This window comes from Stenotrophomonas sp. SXG-1 (assembly GCF_014083965.1).
Lineage (GTDB): Bacteria > Pseudomonadota > Gammaproteobacteria > Xanthomonadales > Xanthomonadaceae > Stenotrophomonas > Stenotrophomonas geniculata.
Map to the genome: position 1 here is coordinate 933058 of NZ_CP046588.1, position 19190 is coordinate 952247.

General features: G+C 65.4%; 18 protein-coding genes, 6 tRNA genes and 1 other RNA gene. 20 read left to right on the top strand and 5 right to left on the bottom strand.

What is annotated here, in order from left to right:
• Positions 1-105: 105 nt before the first annotated feature.
• The 11 genes from tig (at position 106) to GOC52_RS04270 (ending at position 9439) form a co-directional block, all read left to right on the top strand.
• Positions 106-1401 (top strand): trigger factor, encoded by a 1296-nt coding sequence (gene tig, locus GOC52_RS04220; RefSeq protein WP_191850703.1) that lies wholly within the window; start codon positions 106-108, stop codon positions 1399-1401.
• Positions 1402-1477: 76 nt separating this feature from the next.
• Entirely contained in the window at positions 1478-2104 is a 627-nt protein-coding gene (gene clpP, locus GOC52_RS04225; RefSeq protein WP_004146318.1) for an ATP-dependent Clp endopeptidase proteolytic subunit ClpP, read from the top strand.
• Between the two features lie 126 nt (positions 2105-2230).
• Entirely contained in the window at positions 2231-3520 is a 1290-nt protein-coding gene (gene clpX / locus GOC52_RS04230) for an ATP-dependent Clp protease ATP-binding subunit ClpX (RefSeq protein ID WP_010483890.1), read from the top strand.
• A 142-nt stretch (positions 3521-3662) separates the two neighbouring features.
• Positions 3663-6116, top strand: coding sequence for an endopeptidase La (lon, locus tag GOC52_RS04235; RefSeq protein ID WP_191850705.1), 2454 nt, complete (start codon positions 3663-3665; stop codon positions 6114-6116).
• A 217-nt stretch (positions 6117-6333) separates the two neighbouring features.
• Positions 6334-6606: an HU family DNA-binding protein gene (locus tag GOC52_RS04240; protein WP_004146343.1), complete on the top strand. Its 273-nt coding sequence runs from the start codon at positions 6334-6336 to the stop codon at positions 6604-6606.
• 11 nt (positions 6607-6617) lie between these two features.
• A tRNA-Val gene (locus GOC52_RS04245) sits at positions 6618-6692 on the top strand.
• Between the two features lie 26 nt (positions 6693-6718).
• A tRNA-Asp gene (locus GOC52_RS04250) sits at positions 6719-6795 on the top strand.
• A gap of 83 nt (positions 6796-6878) precedes the next feature.
• Positions 6879-6955 (top strand) — tRNA-Asp (locus GOC52_RS04255).
• A gap of 87 nt (positions 6956-7042) precedes the next feature.
• A tRNA-Asp gene (locus GOC52_RS04260) sits at positions 7043-7119 on the top strand.
• 106 nt (positions 7120-7225) lie between these two features.
• Positions 7226-7302, top strand: a tRNA-Asp gene (locus GOC52_RS04265).
• A gap of 181 nt (positions 7303-7483) precedes the next feature.
• Positions 7484-9439 (top strand): peptidyl-prolyl cis-trans isomerase, encoded by a 1956-nt coding sequence (locus GOC52_RS04270; protein WP_019336553.1) that lies wholly within the window; start codon positions 7484-7486, stop codon positions 9437-9439.
• A 214-nt stretch (positions 9440-9653) separates the two neighbouring features.
• Here GOC52_RS04270 and GOC52_RS04275 read toward each other — a convergent pair whose 3' ends face one another.
• Positions 9654-10853, bottom strand: coding sequence for a lytic transglycosylase domain-containing protein (locus GOC52_RS04275; RefSeq protein WP_010483881.1), 1200 nt, complete (start codon positions 10851-10853; stop codon positions 9654-9656).
• Positions 10850-11614, bottom strand: a complete 765-nt coding sequence (gene gloB / locus GOC52_RS04280) for a hydroxyacylglutathione hydrolase (protein ID WP_043398189.1) — start codon at positions 11612-11614, stop codon at positions 10850-10852. The genes GOC52_RS04275 and gloB overlap by 4 nt, the downstream gene beginning before the upstream one ends.
• Positions 11615-11625: 11 nt before the next feature.
• Here gloB and GOC52_RS04285 point away from each other — a divergent pair, with 11 nt between their 5' ends.
• Genes GOC52_RS04285 through dnaQ form a run of 3 tightly spaced genes read left to right on the top strand, consistent with a single transcriptional unit; the run spans position 11626 to position 13472 of the window.
• Positions 11626-12270, top strand: a complete 645-nt coding sequence (locus tag GOC52_RS04285; RefSeq protein WP_191850707.1) for a methyltransferase domain-containing protein — start codon at positions 11626-11628, stop codon at positions 12268-12270.
• Between the two features lie 13 nt (positions 12271-12283).
• Positions 12284-12736 carry a ribonuclease HI gene (gene rnhA / locus GOC52_RS04290; protein ID WP_010483875.1) on the top strand — a complete coding sequence of 151 codons (453 nt, stop codon included), beginning with the start codon at positions 12284-12286 and terminating at the stop codon, positions 12734-12736.
• Positions 12737-12740: 4 nt separating this feature from the next.
• Positions 12741-13472, top strand: a complete 732-nt coding sequence (gene dnaQ / locus GOC52_RS04295; protein ID WP_010483873.1) for a DNA polymerase III subunit epsilon — start codon at positions 12741-12743, stop codon at positions 13470-13472.
• A gap of 62 nt (positions 13473-13534) precedes the next feature.
• Here the strand turns inward: dnaQ and GOC52_RS04300 are convergent, their stop codons facing one another.
• On the bottom strand, positions 13535-14239 hold the full coding sequence (locus tag GOC52_RS04300; protein ID WP_010483871.1) for a PP2C family protein-serine/threonine phosphatase: 705 nt from the start codon (positions 14237-14239) through the stop codon (positions 13535-13537).
• A gap of 165 nt (positions 14240-14404) precedes the next feature.
• Between GOC52_RS04300 and GOC52_RS04305 the strand changes: the two genes are divergently transcribed.
• Together GOC52_RS04305 and GOC52_RS04310 are read left to right on the top strand one after the other, a co-directional pair.
• Positions 14405-14495, top strand: a tRNA-Ser gene (locus GOC52_RS04305).
• 240 nt (positions 14496-14735) lie between these two features.
• Positions 14736-15140, top strand: a complete 405-nt coding sequence (locus tag GOC52_RS04310) for a DUF6165 family protein (RefSeq protein ID WP_010483869.1) — start codon at positions 14736-14738, stop codon at positions 15138-15140.
• Positions 15141-15158: 18 nt separating this feature from the next.
• On the opposite strand, the gene GOC52_RS04315 is transcribed toward GOC52_RS04310, so the two are convergent.
• Positions 15159-16205, bottom strand: a complete 1047-nt coding sequence (locus GOC52_RS04315; protein ID WP_010483867.1) for a glycosyltransferase family 9 protein — start codon at positions 16203-16205, stop codon at positions 15159-15161.
• A gap of 20 nt (positions 16206-16225) precedes the next feature.
• Between GOC52_RS04315 and GOC52_RS04320 the strand changes: the two genes are divergently transcribed.
• Genes GOC52_RS04320 through GOC52_RS04330 form a run of 3 tightly spaced genes read left to right on the top strand, consistent with a single transcriptional unit; the run spans position 16226 to position 18128 of the window.
• Positions 16226-16975: a 3-deoxy-D-manno-octulosonic acid kinase gene (locus GOC52_RS04320; protein ID WP_010483865.1), complete on the top strand. Its 750-nt coding sequence runs from the start codon at positions 16226-16228 to the stop codon at positions 16973-16975.
• On the top strand, positions 16975-17742 hold the full coding sequence (locus tag GOC52_RS04325; RefSeq protein ID WP_043398197.1) for an MBL fold metallo-hydrolase: 768 nt from the start codon (positions 16975-16977) through the stop codon (positions 17740-17742). Before GOC52_RS04320 ends, GOC52_RS04325 begins: the two co-directional genes overlap by 1 nt.
• Positions 17739-18128 (top strand): nuclear transport factor 2 family protein, encoded by a 390-nt coding sequence (locus GOC52_RS04330; protein ID WP_043398200.1) that lies wholly within the window; start codon positions 17739-17741, stop codon positions 18126-18128. Before GOC52_RS04325 ends, GOC52_RS04330 begins: the two co-directional genes overlap by 4 nt.
• 78 nt (positions 18129-18206) lie before the next feature.
• On the opposite strand, the gene ffs is transcribed toward GOC52_RS04330, so the two are convergent.
• Positions 18207-18303: signal recognition particle sRNA small type (ffs, locus tag GOC52_RS04335), an RNA gene on the bottom strand.
• A gap of 300 nt (positions 18304-18603) precedes the next feature.
• Here ffs and GOC52_RS04340 point away from each other — a divergent pair.
• The gene (locus tag GOC52_RS04340) at positions 18604-18921 is read left to right on the top strand and encodes a DMT family transporter (protein WP_010483859.1); all 318 of its coding nucleotides are present in this window, start codon (positions 18604-18606) and stop codon (positions 18919-18921) included.
• The last annotated feature ends 269 nt before the right edge of the window (positions 18922-19190 follow it).

Genomic DNA, 19190 nt, shown 5'->3' on the forward strand with positions numbered 1-19190 from the left:
CTAAAGGGCTGCGGCAAGCAGGCGCGTCCCAGACGTCGTGTCCTTACAACCGTTTCATCCCAATCATCGAGCCGGGGGCGTGGGCCACCGGTGGCAGGAGTCAACATGCAAGCTTCGATCGAATCCACCGGCAACCTGGAACGCCGCCTGAGCTTCTCGCTGCCGGAAGAGCGTCTGCAGAGCCACATCGTCGGCCGCCTGGGCGAAATCGCCCGTACCACCCGCATCAAGGGTTTCCGTCCGGGCAAGGTGCCGGCCAAGGTGATCGAGCAGCGCTTCGGCGCGCAGGTCCGTGGTGAGGCGCTGGACGGCCTGCTGCGCGAAACCTTCGACGCAGCCGTGCGCGAGCACGACCTGCGCATCGTCGGCAGCCCGCGCATCGACAAGGGCGACGAGGGTGAGTTCTCCTTCGTGGCCACCGTGGAAGTGGTGCCGGACTTCGGCGACATCGACGTCAGCAAGCTGACCGTCGTGCGCCACAGCGCCGAGATCACCGATGCCGACATCGACCAGATGATCGAGAACCTGCAGAACCAGCGTCGCACCTGGGCCCCGGTCAGCCGTGGCGCGCAGGACGGTGACCTGGTCGCGGTGGAAACCTGGTCGCAGGCCGGCGAAGAGCGCCTGCCGGCCGAAGACACCGAGAAGGGTTCGATCGTGCTCGGCCAGGGCATGATGTTCGAGACCATCGAAAAGGGCCTGGTCGGCCTGGCCAAGGGTGAAGAGAAGACCCTGGACGTCGAGTTCCCGGCTGACTGGCGCGTGCCGGTGCTGGCCGGCAAGACCGTGCAGGTCACCGTCAAGGTTGCCGAAGTCTCCGAGCCGGTCGTGCCGGCGGTCGACGAAGCCTTCATCAAGAGCTTCGGCGTGAAGGGCGGCGACGTGGAGCAGTTCCGCAGCGATATCCGCGCCAACCTGGAGCGCGAGCTGAAGGGTGCCCTGATGAACCGCCTGCGCCGCGAGGTCGGCGAGCAGCTGATCGCCGCCTATTCCTCGGTGGAAATGCCGCCGCGCCTGGTCGAGAACGAAGCCCGCGCCATGCTGGCCCAGCAGGTCGAGCAGATCCGCCGCAACGGCCAGAACGTTGGCGAGATCCCGGCCGATGCCCACGAAGGCTTCAAGGAAGCGGCCGCCAAGCGCGTGCTGGTCGGCCTGCTGGTCGGTGAAGTGGCCCGCATCAACGACCTGCGCCTGGAAGCCAAGCGCCTGAACGAAACGATGCGTCTGATCGCTTCGACCTACGAAGAGCCGGAGCAGGTCATTGAGATGTACCGCAATGACCCCCAGCTGATGTCTGGCCTGCAGAACCGTGTGATGGAAGAGCAGGTAATCGACTGGATCGCCGAGCGTGCCCAGCACACCGAAGAGAAGCTGTCGTTCCAGGACGCGATCCGCCAGTAAGCCCGGGCGGATCACCGGATGCCCCGCGCCTTTGCCGGCGCGGGGTTGTTGCCCCCCAAGATAGGTACCTCACGTAATGGACAACCGAACCAAAGCCCTGAACCTGGTTCCGATGGTGGTCGAGCAGACCAGCCGCGGCGAGCGTGCCTACGACATCTATTCGCGCCTGTTGAAGGAGCGCCTGATCTTCCTCGTGGGCCCGATCGACGATCACATGGCCAACGTGGTGGTGGCGCAGTTGCTGTTCCTGGAATCGGAAAACCCGGAAAAGGACATCAACATCTACATCAACTCGCCGGGTGGCGTGGTCACCGCCGGCATGGCGATCTACGACACCATGCAGTACATCAAGCCGAATGTGAGCACCACCTGCATCGGCCAGGCTGCCTCGATGGGTGCCCTGCTGCTGGCCGCGGGCGAGGCCGGCAAGCGCTATGCGCTGCCGAACTCGCGCGTGATGATCCACCAGCCGCTGGGCGGCTATCAGGGCCAAGCCACCGACATCGACATCCACGCGCGTGAGATCCTGACCCTGCGTTCGCGCCTGAACGAGGTGCTGGCCAAGCACACCGGCCAGTCGCTGGAGACGATCGCCCGTGACACCGAGCGCGACAACTTCAAGAGCGCCTTCGAGGCGCAGGCCTACGGTCTGGTCGACCAGGTCCTGGAGCGTCGTCCGGATGAGTCGATCCAGGCCGGCTGACCGGCCTTCACGGGGCCATGGAGGCCCCGTTCCTGCAGGGTCGGGCGGGACTGGTGTCCCCTCGGCCCTGTGCTATTCTCGAATCGAACCCCCGTTCAGCGGGTGGGGTAACTGGGTAAGCGAAGCATGAGCGAAGACCGCCAAGGTCGTTCCACGGACACCGGCAAGATCCTCTACTGCTCTTTCTGCGGCAAGAGCCAGCATGAAGTGCGCAAGCTGATTGCGGGTCCGAGCGTGTTCATCTGTGATGAATGCGTGGAGCTGTGCAACGACATCATCCGCGAGGAACTTGAGGAAAAGGCGCAGTCGGCGCGCAGTTCGCTGCCGAAGCCGCGCGAGATCCTCGAGGTGCTCGACCAGTACGTGATCGGCCAGAACCGCGCCAAGCGCACCCTGGCCGTGGCCGTGTACAACCACTACAAGCGCATCGAGAGCCGGCAGAAGAACGACGACGTCGAACTGGCGAAGTCGAACATCCTGCTGGTCGGCCCGACCGGTTCGGGCAAGACGCTGCTGGCCGAGACCCTGGCCCGCCTGCTCAACGTGCCGTTCACCATGGCCGACGCCACCACGCTGACCGAAGCCGGTTACGTGGGCGAGGACGTGGAGAACATCATCCAGAAGCTGCTGCAGAAGTGCGACTACGACGTCGAGAAGGCGCAGCAGGGCATCGTCTACATCGATGAAATCGACAAGATCTCGCGCAAGAGCGAGAACCCGTCGATCACCCGCGATGTGTCCGGCGAAGGCGTGCAGCAGGCCCTGCTGAAGCTGATCGAAGGTACCGTGGCCAGCGTTCCGCCGCAGGGCGGCCGCAAGCATCCGCAGCAGGAATTCCTGCAGGTGGACACCAAGAACATCCTGTTCATCTGCGGCGGCGCGTTCGCCGGGCTGGACAGGGTGATCCAGGCCCGTTCCACCGACGTCGGCAGCATCGGCTTCGGCGCCAAGGTGAAGAGCAGCGAGCGCAAGCAGGAAGTGGGCAAGGTGCTGGCCGAAGTCGAGCCGGAAGACCTGATCAAGTTCGGCCTGATCCCCGAGTTCGTCGGCCGCCTGCCGGTGGTGGCGACCCTGGAGGAGCTGGACGAGCCGGCCCTGATCAGGATCCTGACCGAGCCGAAGAACGCCATCACCAAGCAGTTCAAGAAGCTGTTCGAGATGGAGAACGTCGAACTGGAGTTCCGTCCGGACGCGTTGTCGGCCATCGCCCGCAAGGCGCTCAAGCGCAAGACCGGTGCCCGTGGCCTGCGCACCATCGTCGAATCGGTCCTGCTGGACACCATGTACGACCTGCCGTCGCAGGAAAACGTCAGCAAGGTGGTGGTGGACGAATCGGTGATCGAGCACAAGTCCGAGCCGTACCTGATCTACCAGACCCCGGCGGCCCCTGAACAGAAGGCCGCAGGCGCTGAGTGATCCTTCCAGGTTGTTGATTGGAAAGGATTTTCAAGGAATGCCTTGCATCTGAAAGCCGATGGCCCCATAACGGGGCCATCGGCTTTTTTTGTCTCCGGAAGATGCCCTCCCGGAGGCGGTTTTCCCCTTCCCTGGAGCCCCCATGGCCCGTTCCCCAAGTGAAACCCTCGACCTGCCGGTCCTGCCGCTGCGCGACGTAGTGGTGTTCCCGCACATGGTCATCCCGCTGTTCGTCGGCCGTGACAAGTCCATGCACGCGCTCGAACAGGCAATGGAGGCGGACAAGCGCATCCTGCTGCTGGCGCAGAAGTCGGCCGAGACCGATGACCCGCATGCGGCCGACCTCTACCAGGTCGGTACGCTGGCGCAGGTGCTGCAACTGCTGAAGCTGCCCGACGGCACCATCAAGGTGCTGGTCGAAGGCCTGTCGCGCGTGCAGGTCACCCACGTCGACGAGCGCAACGGCTCGCTGCATGGGCAGGCGGTGGAAATCGACGCCACCGACGAGCGCGAAGCGCGCGAGGTCGAGGCGATTGCCCGCTCGCTGATGTCGTTGTTCGAGCAGTACGTCAAGACCAACCGCAAGCTGCCGCCGGAACTGCTGCAGACGCTGTCGGGCATCGATGAGCCGGCGCGCCTGGCCGACACCATCGCCGCGCACATCAGCGTGCGCCTGGCCGACAAGCAGCGCCTGCTGGAAACGCTGGCCGTCGGCGATCGCCTGGAGATGCTGGTCGGCCTGGTCGATGGCGAGATCGACGTGCAGCAGATGGAAAAGCGCATCCGCGGCCGCGTGAAGTCGCAGATGGAGAAGAGCCAGCGCGAGTACTACCTCAACGAACAGATGAAGGCCATCCAGAAGGAACTGGGTGACCTGGACGACGCGCCGGGCGAGCTGGAAGAGCTGGCCCGCAAGATCGCCGAAGCCGGCATGCCGAAGGCCGTTGAAGCCAAGGCACGCAACGAACTGAACAAGCTCAAGCAGATGTCGCCGATGTCGGCCGAAGCCGCGGTCGTGCGCAACTACCTGGAGTGGCTGCTGGGCGTGCCGTGGAAGAAGCGCAGCAAGGTGCGCAAGGACCTGAAGGTGGCGCAGGACACGCTCGATGCCGATCACTACGGCCTGGAGAAGGTCAAGGAGCGCATCCTTGAGTACCTGGCGGTGCAGTCGCGCGTGAAGCAGATGAAGGGCCCGATCCTGTGCCTGGTCGGGCCGCCGGGCGTGGGCAAGACCTCGCTGGGCCAGTCCATCGCCAAGGCCACCAACCGCAAGTTCGTGCGCATGTCGCTGGGCGGCGTGCGTGACGAGGCCGAGATCCGTGGCCACCGTCGTACCTACGTCGGTTCGATGCCGGGCCGCATCGTGCAGAACCTCAACAAGGTCGGCAGCAAGAACCCGTTGTTCGTGCTCGACGAGATCGACAAGATGTCGATGGACTTCCGTGGCGATCCGTCTTCGGCGCTGCTGGAAGTGCTCGACCCGGAGCAGAACAACGCGTTCAACGACCACTATCTGGAAGTGGACCTGGACCTGTCCGAAGTGATGTTCGTGGCCACCTCGAACTCGCTCAATATTCCGGGCCCGTTGCTGGACCGCATGGAAGTGATCCGCATCCCCGGCTACACCGAGGATGAGAAGCTCAACATCGCCACCCGCTACCTGGTGCCCAAGCAGATCAAGGCCAACGGCCTGCAGCCGGAAGAGCTGGAGATCGGCAGTGATGCCATCCAGGACATCGTGCGCTACTACACGCGCGAATCGGGCGTGCGCAACCTGGAACGCGAGATCGCCAAGATCTGCCGCAAGGTAGTGAAGGAGATAGCACTGGCCGGCCCGCAGCCGGCGGTGAAGGCGAAGAGGGGCACGAAGAAGTCCAAGGCGCTGGTGAGCGTGTCCAGCAAGAACCTGGACAAGTACCTGGGCGTACGTCGCTTCGACTTCGGCCGTGCCGAGGAAGAAAACGAGATCGGCCTGGTCACCGGCCTGGCCTGGACCGAAGTCGGTGGCGATCTGCTGCAGATCGAATCGACGCTGGTGCCGGGCAAGGGGCAGTTGATCCTGACCGGCCAGCTCGGCAACGTGATGAAGGAATCGGCGTCGGCGGCACTGTCGGTGGTGCGTTCGCGCGCCGTGGGCTTCGGCATCGACAGCGACTTCCTGCAGAAGCACGACGTGCATCTGCACGTGCCCGATGGCGCCACGCCGAAGGACGGCCCGAGTGCCGGTGCGGCAATGGTCACCTCGCTGGTGTCGATGCTGACCAAGGTGCCGGTGCGTGCCGACGTGGCGATGACCGGCGAGATCACCCTGCGTGGTCGTGTCACCGCCATCGGTGGCTTGAAGGAGAAGCTGCTGGCCGCACTGCGGGGCGGCATCCGCACGGTCATCATCCCGGAAGAGAACCGCAAGGACCTGGCCGACATTCCGGCCAACGTCACCCGCGATCTGGAGATCGTGCCGGTGAAGTACATCGAAGAAGTCCTGGACCTGGCGCTGGAGCGTCCGTTGGCACCGAAGAAGGCGCGCAAGAGTGCGCAACGTGTCACGGTGCGCAGCAAGGCCAAACCGAGTGGAAGCGCGCGCGTCAAGCATTGACGCGCGCTGTCCAATGGCCCGAAACCCGCGTCGTTGCTGGCTTTCCAGCTTGCGTGGGGGTAGGGCCACTGGTATAAAAGCAGCACTCGCGAATGAGTGATCGCTGTCAGCGATGACTGAATCGGCGAACCGTTTCCACATGGCGGCCGCATGCAGAAGGCATGCGGTTGCTTCCCTGTCGAATAAGCGGAACCCACCGCCAAAGGAGTTGTAGAGAATGAACAAGACCGAATTGATCGATGCCGTTGCTGAAGCTGCCGACCTGACCAAGGCCGAGTCCAGCCGCGCTGTCGATGCCGTCGTTGCTGCCGTCACCAAGGCGCTGAAGGACGGCGATGCGGTCACCCTGGTTGGCTTCGGTACCTTCCAGGTCCGCGACCGTGCTGCACGCACCGGCCGCAACCCGAAGACCGGCGACACCATCAAGATCGCTGCTTCGAAGAATCCGTCGTTCAAGGCTGGTAAGGCCCTGAAGGATGCTGTAAACTAAGCGGCTCGCTGGGGTGCTTAGCTCAGCGGTAGAGCGTCTCCTTTACACGGAGAGGGTCGGGGGTTCGAAACCCTCAGCACCCACCACAGCACCGCGGTAAAAGTTTGAGTGTGGAGCGGTAGTTCAGCTGGTTAGAATGCTGGCCTGTCACGCCGGAGGTCGCGGGTTCGAGTCCCGTCCGCTCCGCCATTCAACGAGGCCTCCGGCCAAAAGCTGGAGGCTTTGTTTTCTCCCCGGTCCAGGCCAGTGGGAAAACAAAAAAGCAACAATGCGGAGCGGTAGTTCAGCTGGTTAGAATGCTGGCCTGTCACGCCGGAGGTCGCGGGTTCGAGTCCCGTCCGCTCCGCCACTACATCGAGGCCCCCGGCCTGAAGCCGGGGGCCTTGTCTTCTCACCGACAGGTTCGGGAAGAAGGCGAAAAGGTTTTTGCAAGAACGGAGCGGTAGTTCAGCTGGTTAGAATGCTGGCCTGTCACGCCGGAGGTCGCGGGTTCGAGTCCCGTCCGCTCCGCCATTGCAGAATTCTTAAGTCCCTGTGAAAAAACTTTGAAAAAAGTGTTCATCGGGCTGGGTTTCCAAGGAGTCTTCGGATATACTGGGCGCCTGCAAAGTTTCAGCGCGGAGCGGTAGTTCAGCTGGTTAGAATGCTGGCCTGTCACGCCGGAGGTCGCGGGTTCGAGTCCCGTCCGCTCCGCCAACTTTAAAAGCCCTCGGCGCAAGCCGGGGGCTTTTTCTTTGGGCCGTGCCGCAGGCCTGCCGATGTGCTGATGGTGCAGGTCCACGAAGATCGGCGCAGGCCGCGCCGGCGCTGCTTTTGGTCCCTGCGGCGAAGCGGGTTACACTGCCGGGCTCGCCAATCAGGCCTTGTGATTCTCACCATGCTGCAGAAACTCCGCGACAAGACCTCAGGCTGGATCGTCACCGTGATCCTGGGGCTGCTGATGATTCCGTTCCTGTTCGTGATCGACAACAGCTACCTCGGTGGCGTTGGCGCACAGAACGTGGCCAAGGTTTCCGCGCCGCCGACCTGGTGGCGTTCGGCGCCGTCGTGGTGGCCGGTGCGCATGCTGTGGCAGCACCACGAGATCAGTGCGCAGGATTTCCGCACCCGCTTCGAGCAGGAGCGCATGCGCGAGCGCCAGCAGCAGGGTGAGAACTTCGACCCGCGCGCGTTCGAAAGCACTGAAAACAAGATGGCCGTGCTCGATCAGCTGATCGACGAGCAGGTCGTGCGCCTGGTGGGCGAGCAGGCCGGTGTCGTGGTGGGCGACGGTGCGGTGCGCGAGTACATCGCCACCATCCCGGCCTTCCTCGATTCGAACGGCAAGTTCAACGAGAACAACTATCGCCTGGCCCTGGCCGGTGGCAATCCGCCGCGTACGCCCACGCAGTTCCAGGAGCTGGTGCGCGAGAGCCTGCAGCAGTCGGTGATTCCGTCGGGCCTGCAGAATTCGGGCTTCGTCACCCAGGCCGAGACCGAGCGCCTGCTGAAGCTGCTGGGTGAAACCCGCGACGTCGAGCTGGCCGCGCTGCCGGAAGTACCGGCCGATACCGCGCCGGTCACCGACGAACAGATCAAGCAGTGGTATGACAGCCACGGCAAGGATTTCCGCCAGGCCGAAAGCGTGTCGCTGGAATACGTCGAGATCAACGGCGCGAACCTGCCGGCACCGACCGCGGCCGACGAAGCGACCCTTCGCAAGCGCTATGAAGACGAGAAGGCGAAGTTCACCTCGCCGGAACAGCGCCAGGCTGCCCATATCCTGATCACCGGTGACGGCGCCGAAGCCAAGGCGAACAAGATCGCTGCCGAAGCCAAGGCGGCCGGTGCCGACTTCGCTGCACTGGCCAAGGCCAATTCGGAAGACCCGGGTTCAAAGGACCAGGGCGGTGACCTGGGTTGGGTCGAGCGCGGTGCGATGGTCAAGCCGTTCGAAGATGCACTGTTCGCTGCCAAGGCGGGTGACGTGATAGGTCCGGTCAAGACCGACTTCGGCTACCACATCATCAAGGTCGCCGCGGTGCGCGGTGGCGAAGGCAAGTCCTTCGAGGAAGTGCGTGACACGCTGGCTGCCGAGCAGTTGAAGGCCGACGGCGAGCGCGGCTTCAACGAACTGGCCGGCAAGCTGGTCGACGCCATCAACAAGAGCCCGAGCGATCTGGCTGCTGCGGCCAAGGAAGTGAACCTGCCGCTGCAGACCCTGGGCCCGATCACCCGTGCCACTGCCAGTGGCATCGCCGCTGACCCGGCCGTGCTGCGTGCCGCGTTCTCCGACGTGCTGGTGCAGGACGGGACCGCCAGCGACCCGATCGCCCTGGGCGGCGCGACCAACCACAGTGTGGTCATCCGCGTGGCCGCGCACACTCCGGAACAGGCCATGCCGCTGGACAAGGCGCGCGAACAGGTGATCGCCGCGATCCGCGCCGACCGCCAGCGTCAGGCCAGCGACAAGGCCGCCGACGCCGTGCTGGCCAAGCTGAAGGCCGGTGCCACCCTGCAGTCGCTGGCTGCCAGCGAGAAGCTGCAGCTGAGCCCGATGCCAGGCCTGCCGCGCAGCCAGCCGGTGCCGACTCCGGAAATCAACCGCGCGATCTTCAGCGCGCCGGTGCCGGCCGAGGGCAAGCCGAGCTACGGCAAGGTGGATGTCAACGGCCACGCGCTGCTGTTCGCGGTGAACAAGGTCAACCCGGGCGACATCAAGGAAGTGACTGCCGAGCAACAGAAGCAGCTCAAGGACCAGCTCAGCCAGATCGATGGCATGGCCGCAGCCAAGGCCTACGTCGAGGCGATGCGCAAGAAGTTTGTGATCCAGACCACCGAAGAGAACCTGTAAGCCTGGCGGCGAGCAGGATCGAAGAAGGCCCGGCATTGCCGGGCCTTTTTTGTCTTCGCGTCGTTTGTGGCGCGCTTGAGCTTTGGTAGTGGTCGAGCTTGCTCGACCGCCTTTGCAGAGTCGAGCCATGCTGCCGGGCGCAGGCATGAAAAAGCCGGGCATGGGCTCGGCTCTACAGGAAGCAGGGCAGGGCGCGGCCGGAACCGCGCCTGCTTCAATCCTCGACGCGCAGTACCGCGCCCGGCTTCAGCACGCTGCTGCCGCTCAGGCCGTTCAGTGACAGCAGCGCCTTCACCGGCATGCCGTAGCGACGGGCGATGGTCCATGCCGACTCGCCATCACGCACGGTGTGGCGACGGCTGCGCGGGCGGTCGGCGATCGCGGCGACGGTCTTGGCCACCTGCGGCGTCGGCGTGGTCGTGGCAACCGGTGCGGTGCTGGCCACCAGTGTGGTCGCGGTTTCCGTCACAGTCGCATTGGCAGCCGAGACCGGGGCCAGCACCCGGGTGGTTCCAGAGGCGCGGTTGCCGGCGGCCAGGGCCGGGTTGAGGCGGGCGATCCTGGCAGGGTCCAGCGCGCGCTGTGCGGCCCACTGCTGGACGCTGGTGCCGGCCGGCAGGGTGTGGTCCTTCAGCACCGGCACGGTGCGGTCCAGCGAGGCCATCACGCCCGGCTGGTCTTCCACGTCTTCCAGCACGCAGGCCAGGGCATGCAGCTTCTCGACATAGGCATGGGTGACCGGCGACAGGCCCGGCAGGGCTGCGGGCTTGGCGTTCTGCGCGTTCATGCCAGCCTTGCGCATGGACTGCAGTACCCGGTACTCGCCGGCGTTGTAGGCCATGGTGGCCAGGCGCCAGTCGCCACCGAACATGCCGTGCAGGGTCTTCAGGTAGCGCACCGCGGCCTGGGTGGAATCCACCGCCGACAGGCGGCCGTCATAGCCGTTGGCCATCGGCACGCGGTGGTTGCGCGCGGTGGTGGCGATGAACTGCCACAGGCCGGTCGGGCCGCTGCCGTTGCGGGCATTGGGCCGATAGCCGCTTTCCACGAACGGAATCAGCGCGAATTCGGTGGGCAGGTTGGCCTTGCGCAGCTCTTCGACCACATAGCCGAACAGCACCAGCGCATCGTCATCCTGGTTGGCCAGGCGCGAGGGGGCGTGGGCGAACTGCTTCTGCCAGCGCGGGCTGGTGGCCTCGGCATCGCAGCTGGGCTCGGCCAGGCCGTCGCGGAAGCTGGTGAAGATCTCCTGGCCGTTGCGCACCGAAGCGGCGGGCAGCGCTGAAGCGTCCAGCGGCAGGGCCGCGGCAGCAGTCAGGTTCTGGCTGATGCCGGCACCCAGCGACTGTGCGCCCGCGGTTCCGGCCAGCCCCAGGGCAAGGCCCAGGGCCAGCGGCAGACTTCGGCGCATCATGCGCGGAAGCCGTCTTTCCAGTGCCGGAGACCGGCCATCACGTCGACGTCGTCCACGACGTCACGGCCCAGGTGTGCCGATACCGACGCACGGATCGGTGCAGCGTGCACACGCAGGAAGGGATTGCAGTCGAATTCGTTGGCCAGGGTTACCGGCAGGGTGGAACGGTCATCGCGGCGCATGGCCAAAGCCTCCTCTTGGCGCTGCCACAAGGCAGCGTTGGCGGGGTCGACATGCCGCGCGAAGACGGCATTTGACACGGTGTACTCATGAGCGCAACAAAGCAGCAGTTGCGCGGGCAGGGCACCCAGCTTGCGCATCGACGCCAGCAGCTGGGACGGCGTACCTTCGAACAGGCGTCCACAGCCCAGGCTGAACAACGAATCTCCGCTGAAAAGATGTTCAGCAGTGTGAAACGCGATGTGGCTGCGGGTATGCCCGGGCACGGATAGTACGTGGAACGTCTGGCCCAATGCCTGAACGCGTTCACCTTCACCGACCCGCTCGGTCGCCGTGGGAATGCGCTCCTCGGCCGGCGCGACGACCCGCACGCCGGGGAATCGCGCCTGCAATGGCGGCACGCCACCGATGTGATCGTCGTGGTGATGGGTGAGCAGGATCGTGTCCACGCGCAGGCCCTGATCGGCCAGCGCGAGCACGGGCGCGGCATCACCGGGGTCGACGACCACGGCAGCACCCTCGTCGTCGATCAGCGTCCAGATGTAGTTATCCGCAAATGCGGGCAGGGCAGTCAGTCGCATAGAATTGGACCATGCCCGCGCTGCAGAGTACCCGTCAAGCGAGCCAGACCCCGTGGTTCGACAGTGAACCGGCGGAGGCCTTGCGCGTGCTGGAGCGACAGTTGCTGCTGCCGCAGCTGTCGGTGCTGCCGGCGCAGCCCTGGCTGTGGATCGCGCCGAGTGCGGCCTGGCTGGAGGATGCGCAGCTGGGTGGGCGCGGCCTGCGCCTGTATCGACAGGGGCCGGGCTATGCCGGCGACACCCGCTGCGCGCTGCCGTTGCCGCTGGCCAATGAAAGCGTCAATGCGATCGTGCTGCAGCATGTCACCGCGGCCGACACTGATCGGCTGCTCGACGAGTGCGAGCGCGTGCTGATGCCGGGCGGCCACCTGTGGCTGAGCAGCCTCAATCCGTTCAGCCCGTACCGCACGCGCTGGCGCCAGCATGGGCTGGTGGTGCGCACGCCGCAGCGGATCCGCCTGCTGCTCGGCCGTCATGGGCTGGAGTGCGACGATATGCGTTACCTGGGCCCGCTCTGGCGCGGTGCGGGCAGCCGTCGTCCCGGAGGTTGGGCACCGCTGCGTGCGGCCTGCCTGTTCCATGCGGAAAAACGCACGCTGGCCCTGCCCGGGCCGAAACCGCTGCCGGTGCGCTGGCATGGCACCGTAGCTACCTGATTCTGGAGTTGTATTGAAAACCATCGAAATCCACACCGACGGTTCCTGCCTTGGCAATCCCGGCCCCGGCGGCTGGGCTGCGCTGCTGCGCTACAAGGGCCACGAGCGTGAGCTGAGCGGTGGCGAGGCGCACACCACCAACAACCGGATGGAGCTGATGGCGGCCATTTCCGGGCTGGAGTCGCTGACCGAGCCGTGCAGCATCGTGCTCTATACCGATTCGCAGTACGTGAGGCAGGGCCTGACCCAGTGGATGCCGGGCTGGATCCGCAAGAACTGGAAGACCGCCGGTGGCGATCCGGTGAAAAACCGCGAGCTGTGGGAGCGCCTGCAGGCGGCCACGCTGCGGCATCAGATCGACTGGCGGTGGGTGAAGGGGCACTCCGGCGACCCCGACAATGAGCGGGTGGATACCCTGGCCCGCAACGCGGCGATCCAGATCCGCGACGCCAGCCCGGTAAACTGAGCCCATGCGTCAGATCATCCTCGATACCGAAACTACCGGCCTGGAGTGGAAGAAGGGCAACCGCATTGTCGAAATCGGCTGCGTGGAGCTGTTCAAGCGCCGCCCGACCGGCAACAACTACCACCAGTACATCAAGCCGGACTGTGAGTTCGAACAGGGCGCGCAGGAAGTCACCGGCCTGACCCTGGAGTTCCTCGATGACAAGCCGGACTTCGCGCAGATCGCCGACGAGTTCCTGGCCTTCATCGATGGCGCCGAACTGATCATCCATAACGCCGCGTTCGACCTCGGCTTCCTCGACAACGAGCTGTCGCTGCTGGGGCCGCAGTACGGGAAGATCACCGACCGCTGCACCGTGATCGATACCCTGGTGATGGCGCGCGAGCGCTTCCCGGGCCAGCGCAATTCGCTGGATGCGCTGTGCAAGCGGCTGGGCGTGGACAACTCGCACCGTGCACTGCACGGCGGCCTGCTCGATGCGCAGATCCTGGGCGACGTCTACATCGCGCTGACCTCGGGCCAGGAGGAAATCGGCTTCGGCCTGGGCGATGACGATGGCGGTGGTGCCGGTGCGGCGCTGCAGGCCTTCGACACCAGCAAGCTGCTGCCGCGCCCGCGCGTGGTGGCCACGCCGTCGGAACTGGAAGCGCATGCCGCGCGACTGGAGCGGCTGCGCAAGAAGGCTGGCCACGCGCTGTGGGATGGCCCGAAGGTGGAAGAGCCCGCCAGCGCATAAACATCCACGCATGGCGTGGATCTACTGTAGAGCCGAGCCCATGCTCGGCTCATGCACCAGGTTCAGTGGCAGCGCACCAGGATGACGCTGATGTTGTCGCGGCCACCGCCGTCGAGCGCGGCCGCGACCAGCGTATCCACGCACTCCTGCGCGCTGGCATCGTCGAAGGCGAGGGTGCGGGCGATGCCGCGGTCGTCCACTTCCTCGGTCAGTCCGTCACTGCACAGCAGCAGCTGCATGCCCGGGCGCAGCTCGCCGCTGGTGGTGGCCACGTTCAGATGCGCCGGATCAGTGACGCCCAGCGCCTGGGTGACCACGTTGCGATGCGGATGCGCACGCGCCTGTTCGGCAGTCAGGTTGCCCTGCGCGACCAGTTCCTGCACCACGCTGTGGTCCTGGCTGAGCTGGGCCAGCTGGCCGTCGCGCCACAGGTAGGCGCGGCTGTCGCCGACCCACGCCACTTCATAGCGGTTGCCCTGCACGCGCGCAGCGACCACGGTGGTACCCATCGGCAATGTGTCGTTGCGACGGCGCGAGGCACGGATGATCTCTTCGTCGGCGGTGCGGATGGCCTGCGCCAGCGGCGCGCCGCGGCGGATCTCGCGCACGATGGTCTCGCGTGCCAGCGCGCTGGCCACTTCGCCGCAGGCGGGTCCGCCCATGCCGTCGGCCACCAGCCACAAGGCCAGCTCGCTGTCACCGTAGTAGGTGTCCTCGTTGAGCTCGCGGCGCATGCCGGGGTGGGTGAGGTGTCCGAATTCGATCATGGGGGGCTGGGGCGGGGTGTTGCTGGGGAGACAGGCATCATCGGGTGACGGCACGTATCCGGCAAGGCATGCGCTCAGGAAATTTTCACTTCGTTGGCCGGAATGACTTGTCGTCGGCCTCACTTCCTCGTATGATGCGCGTCCCCGGTCCGCCGGGGACCACCCGGAGAGGTGGCAGAGTGGTTGAATGTACCTGACTCGAAATCAGGCAGGCGTTTATAGCGCCTCGGGGGTTCGAATCCCCCCCTCTCCGCCAGATAAAGAAAAAGGGCTGCCGAAAGGCAGCCCTTTTTCTTTATCTGGCGCGGGACGCGACGCGCGTTGCGCGTCGCCCCACGCGTTGCTGTGCAACGCGTGGGCCCCTCCCTTTGCCGGCCTCTCCCCGCCCTGTCGGGGCAGCCCCTCAACAGAGGGGCTTGTTCCTCCAGATGGATCTACCTGTCCCATCGCGAGCTGCGGGTTAAACTGCACGCATCACCTGCTGGAGCTTTTCCCCATGACCGCTGAAATCCTCGTCCCCGTTTCTTTCGGCGAGCTGCTGGACAAGATCTCGATCCTGCAGATCAAGTCCGAGCGCATCAGCGACGAGGGCAAGCTGGCCAATGTGCGCAAGGAGCTGTCGGCGCTGGAGCAGACCTGGATGGCACACCCGGCGGCGGTGAAGGACATCGCCAAGCTGCGTGCCGAGCTGAAGACGGTCAACGAGCAGCTGTGGGACATCGAGGACGACATCCGCCTGAAGGAGAAGGCGCAGGCGTTCGATCAGGGCTTCATCGACCTGGCGCGCAGTGTCTACCTGCGCAACGACGAACGCGCGCGCATCAAGAAGGCGATCAACCTGGCGCTGGGTTCGGCGTACGTGGAAGAGAAGTCCTACCAGGATTACGCGCAGCGCGCGTAATCCCCGGCAGCCTGCCGCTCACCCCAGGTGGTCGGCGACGTAGCGTTCGAACGCAGCGATACCGTCTTCGACAGTGATCAGTTCCATCACATCGTCGAACTCGATCTTGGTGCCCCACTTCAGATCCGCGGCCTGCTTGGCCAGGTACTTGCGCGCGGCATCATCGTAGCGGTCCACGCAGTAGCGGCGGTCGGAATAGGGGCCGCTGCGGTTCGGGTTGCTGGCCGCATGCAGGCCCAGTACCTTGGCGCCCATCGCGTTGGCGATGTGCATCGGGCCCGAGTCCGGGGTCATCACCAGATTGGCGCGGGCCAGCAGTGCCGGCAGCTGCTTCAAGGTGTCCTTGCCGACTAGGTCCAGTGCCGGCGTGTGCAGCTGGGCCTGGATGGCATCGGCCATGCTGCGCTCCAGCTCGCTGCGGCCACCACACAGCACCACCCGCCAACCGCGCTGTGCGGCATGGTTGGCCACGGCTGCATAGCGGTCTGCATACCAGTTGCGGCGCACGTGGCTGGAACAGGGCGAGATCATCAGTACCGGTCGGCCATCGTCCTGCCATTGCGCGGCGGCCCACTCATACGCGGACTGCGGCACCGCCAGGTCCCAGCTGACCTCGGCCTGGCGCAGGCCAAGGGGTTCACAGAAGCTGCCGATGGCGTCCAGCACATGGATGCCGGGGCGGTCGGGGATGCGCTCGTTGATGAAGAGACCGTGCAGATCCTTCGATCGGCTGCGGTCGTAGCCGATGCGACGCTCTGCGGGAATGAAGGCCGACAGCAGGTTGGCGCGGAACGCCACCTGCATCTGCAGCAGCGCTTCAAAGCGCCCCGGTGGCAGCTGCCTGCGCAGTTCCTTGACCCCGGCCATGCCGCTCTTCTTGTCGTAGGCATGGAAGGTGACGCCAGGCAGGCCGTCGAGCAGCTTGTGGCCGGCCTTGTCGATGATCCAGTGGATCGGCGTGTCCGGACGCGCAGCCTGCAGGGTGCGCACCAGGGGCACCACGTGGGTGACATCGCCGAGTGCGGACAGGCGCAGGAGGCACAAGGAGGAGGACGCTGATGCCATGTGTTGTTAGACTCAATGAAATGGTCGCATTCGACGCCAATGAAGCGCTGACGCCATGCCGCGAGGGTCGCGGCATCGGGGCCATTCTGTTCGACCGCGAGCGGCTGCGGCAAGCCGAGATCGGCCTGTTCTCGCCCCAGCACTGGGGAAGCAGGGCCCGGCCGGTGGGTGAGGGCGGCCGTGGCAGCGCCTGGTTGGTCGATGCGCCGTTCGGCCCCAGCGTGCTGCGCCACTACCTGCGCGGTGGCCTGGCGGCGAAGATCAGCCATGACCAGTACTTCTGGCGCGGCGCGGACCGCACCCGCAGTTTCGCCGAATTCCGGCTGATGCGCGCGCTGCGCGAGAAGAAGCTGCCGGTGCCACGGCCGATCGCCGCGTTCTACATGCGCGAGGGCCTGCGCTACCGGGCCGCGATCCTGATGGAGCGGATCGAGGGTGTCCGTTCGCTGGCCGACCGTGCGCTGGTCGCTGGCCGGGGCGCACCGTGGGAGGAAACCGGGCGGCTGATCGCGCGCTTCCACCGTGCCGGCCTGGACCATGCCGACCTCAATGCGCACAACATCCTGTTCGACGGCAATGGCCATGGCTGGCTGATCGACTTCGACCGCGGGGTGATCCGCATCCCGGCGACCGCCTGGCGCGAACGCAATCTCAAGCGCCTGCTGCGCTCGCTGATCAAGCTGCGCGGCGAGCGCAGCATGGAAGACGTGCAGAAGGACTTCGCGCGGCTGCGCCGCGCCTATGACATGGCCTGGAACCGGGGCACCTGATGGACTGGTCGTTGCGTTTCCTCGGCGTCGGCAATGCGTCGGCGGTCGAGCTGGGGTCGCCGATGTCGGTGATCGAGCGGGACGGGCGTCCGTGGCTGACCATCGACTGCGGCGGTGAAGGCCTGACCGCGTTCAAGGCGCACTACGGCCACATGCCGCAGGCGTTGTTCGTCACCCATGTGCACCTGGACCACGTGGCGGGCTTCGAGCGCCTGTTCGTCGATACCTTCTTCAATGCGCACCGGCGCGGCAAGGTGCGCCTGTATGTGCCTGCCACGGTGGTGCCGCTGCTGCACAAGCGCATCGGGGACTACCCGAACGTGCTGGCCGAGGGCGGCGCCAACTTCTGGGATGCGTTCCAGCTGATCGTGGTGGGTGAGGCGTTCTGGCATGAAGGCGTGCGCCTGGAGGTGTTCCCGGTGCGCCACCATTGGCCGGAGACGGCCTATGGCTTGCGTCTGCAGGGCGCGCTGACCTGGAGCGGCGATACCCGGCCGATTCCGGAGATGCTGGCCCGTTTCGCCAACGACAACGAACTGATCGCGCACGACTGCGGCCTGCACGGCAACCCGTCGCATACCGGTGTGGACGACCTGGAGCGCGAGTACAGCGCCGAGCTGCAGTCCCGGATGATGCTCTACCACTACGCCAGCGTGGCTGACGGTGTGGCGCTGGCCGCGCGCGGCCACCGCGTCGCCCAGCCGGGGCAGTGCGTGCGGTTGGCGAGCCCGACGGCGCCGCACGTGCTGGCGCAGGATCCGCCGTGAGCGGTGTTGGCCAGCCCGCCGACGCGGCGCTGGCGGCCGAACTGGAGGCGCTGGAACGCGCGCTGCATGCGCCGCAGGTGCGGGGGGATCGCGAGTCCCTTGCGGCCCTGCTGGACGAGGATTTCAGCGAGATCGGCAGCTCCGGGCAATGCTACGGCCTTGATGCGGCGTTGCAGGAGATCCCCTTGGAGCGCGCGCAGGTGCTGATCGAATCGGAACGGTACGCGGTGTGGTTGTTGGCCGACGGTCTGGCCCAGGTGCGCTACCGCAGCCGCCATCACGTCGATGGGCAGGCGCAGCGCTGGGTGCTGCGCAGCTCGCTGTGGCGCCGGCATGGGCAACGGTGGCGCGTGGTGTTCCATCAGGGCACGCCCGAGGCACCGTAGCACCGGGCCATGCCAGGCAAGGGGCGCCAACCAAGGTTGGTATCCACCAGAGGCGGGGCGTCGCCGCAAAAGGCGATGGCCCCGCCGGCTGACCTCGGCGCCCGCATCGATCGATACCGTTGCTGCCTTCCGGCCCTGGCGGGATTTTCGACCTAGCGTCGCGAGGGGCCGACGGGGCCACCATAGAGACGTTGGCCGCCCAGTGGGCGGCCGGTTCACCGATCAGGGGAAGCAGCGCGCGATGCGCCGGAGACCACAGCCGGACTGCACATCGGCTGGCCGATGGCAGAACGCAACTATAGCGCAGGCAGGTACATCGACGCCAGCTTCGTGCACTGAATCGGCTGTAACCCGCGTCTGCTGGCAACGCCCCGGCGCGACCGGCGTTGCTAGAATGCCGGCCAGGAGGAACGACCTCCCCCACATCGGGAATCAATGACCAGGACGGCCTGGCCCTACCAAGAGGAGGGCTGTCATGGCCTGGATCTATCTGTTGTTCGCCGGCCTGCTGGAAATCGTCTGGGCCGTGTCCATGAAGCAGTCCGAAGGCTTCACCAAGCTCACCCCCACCGTGGTCACGATCATCGGCATGATCGCCAGCTTCTGGCTGCTGGCGGTGGCCATGCGCAGCCTGCCATTGGGTACCGCCTATACGATCTGGACCGGCATCGGTGCGGTAGGCGCGTTCGTGGTCGGCATCGTGTTCCTCGGTGAGCAGGTCAGCCCGATGCGGATCGGTGCAGCGGTCTTGATCGTGTCCGGGCTGGTGCTGATGAAACTCTCCAGCAGCTGAATGCATTTAGTTGAGCGGGGAATGGATTCCCCGCGTCCTGCAGGTATATGCATTTTCGGCAAAGCCATTTTGTCCGCTCGTTTTATTTGACGCACGTCATGAAAATAACGAGCGTGATTCACATGCCGCTGGCGCCATCGGACGCACAGTGCCGCCATTCGTCATGCGAAACCGGGGAGTTTTCGCCTTGACGGACACGCCGGCGCACCTTTTTCAGGGGGCGTCGCGTGAAGATGTGAAGATTTTCAGGAGTTAATGCCGCCAGGCCT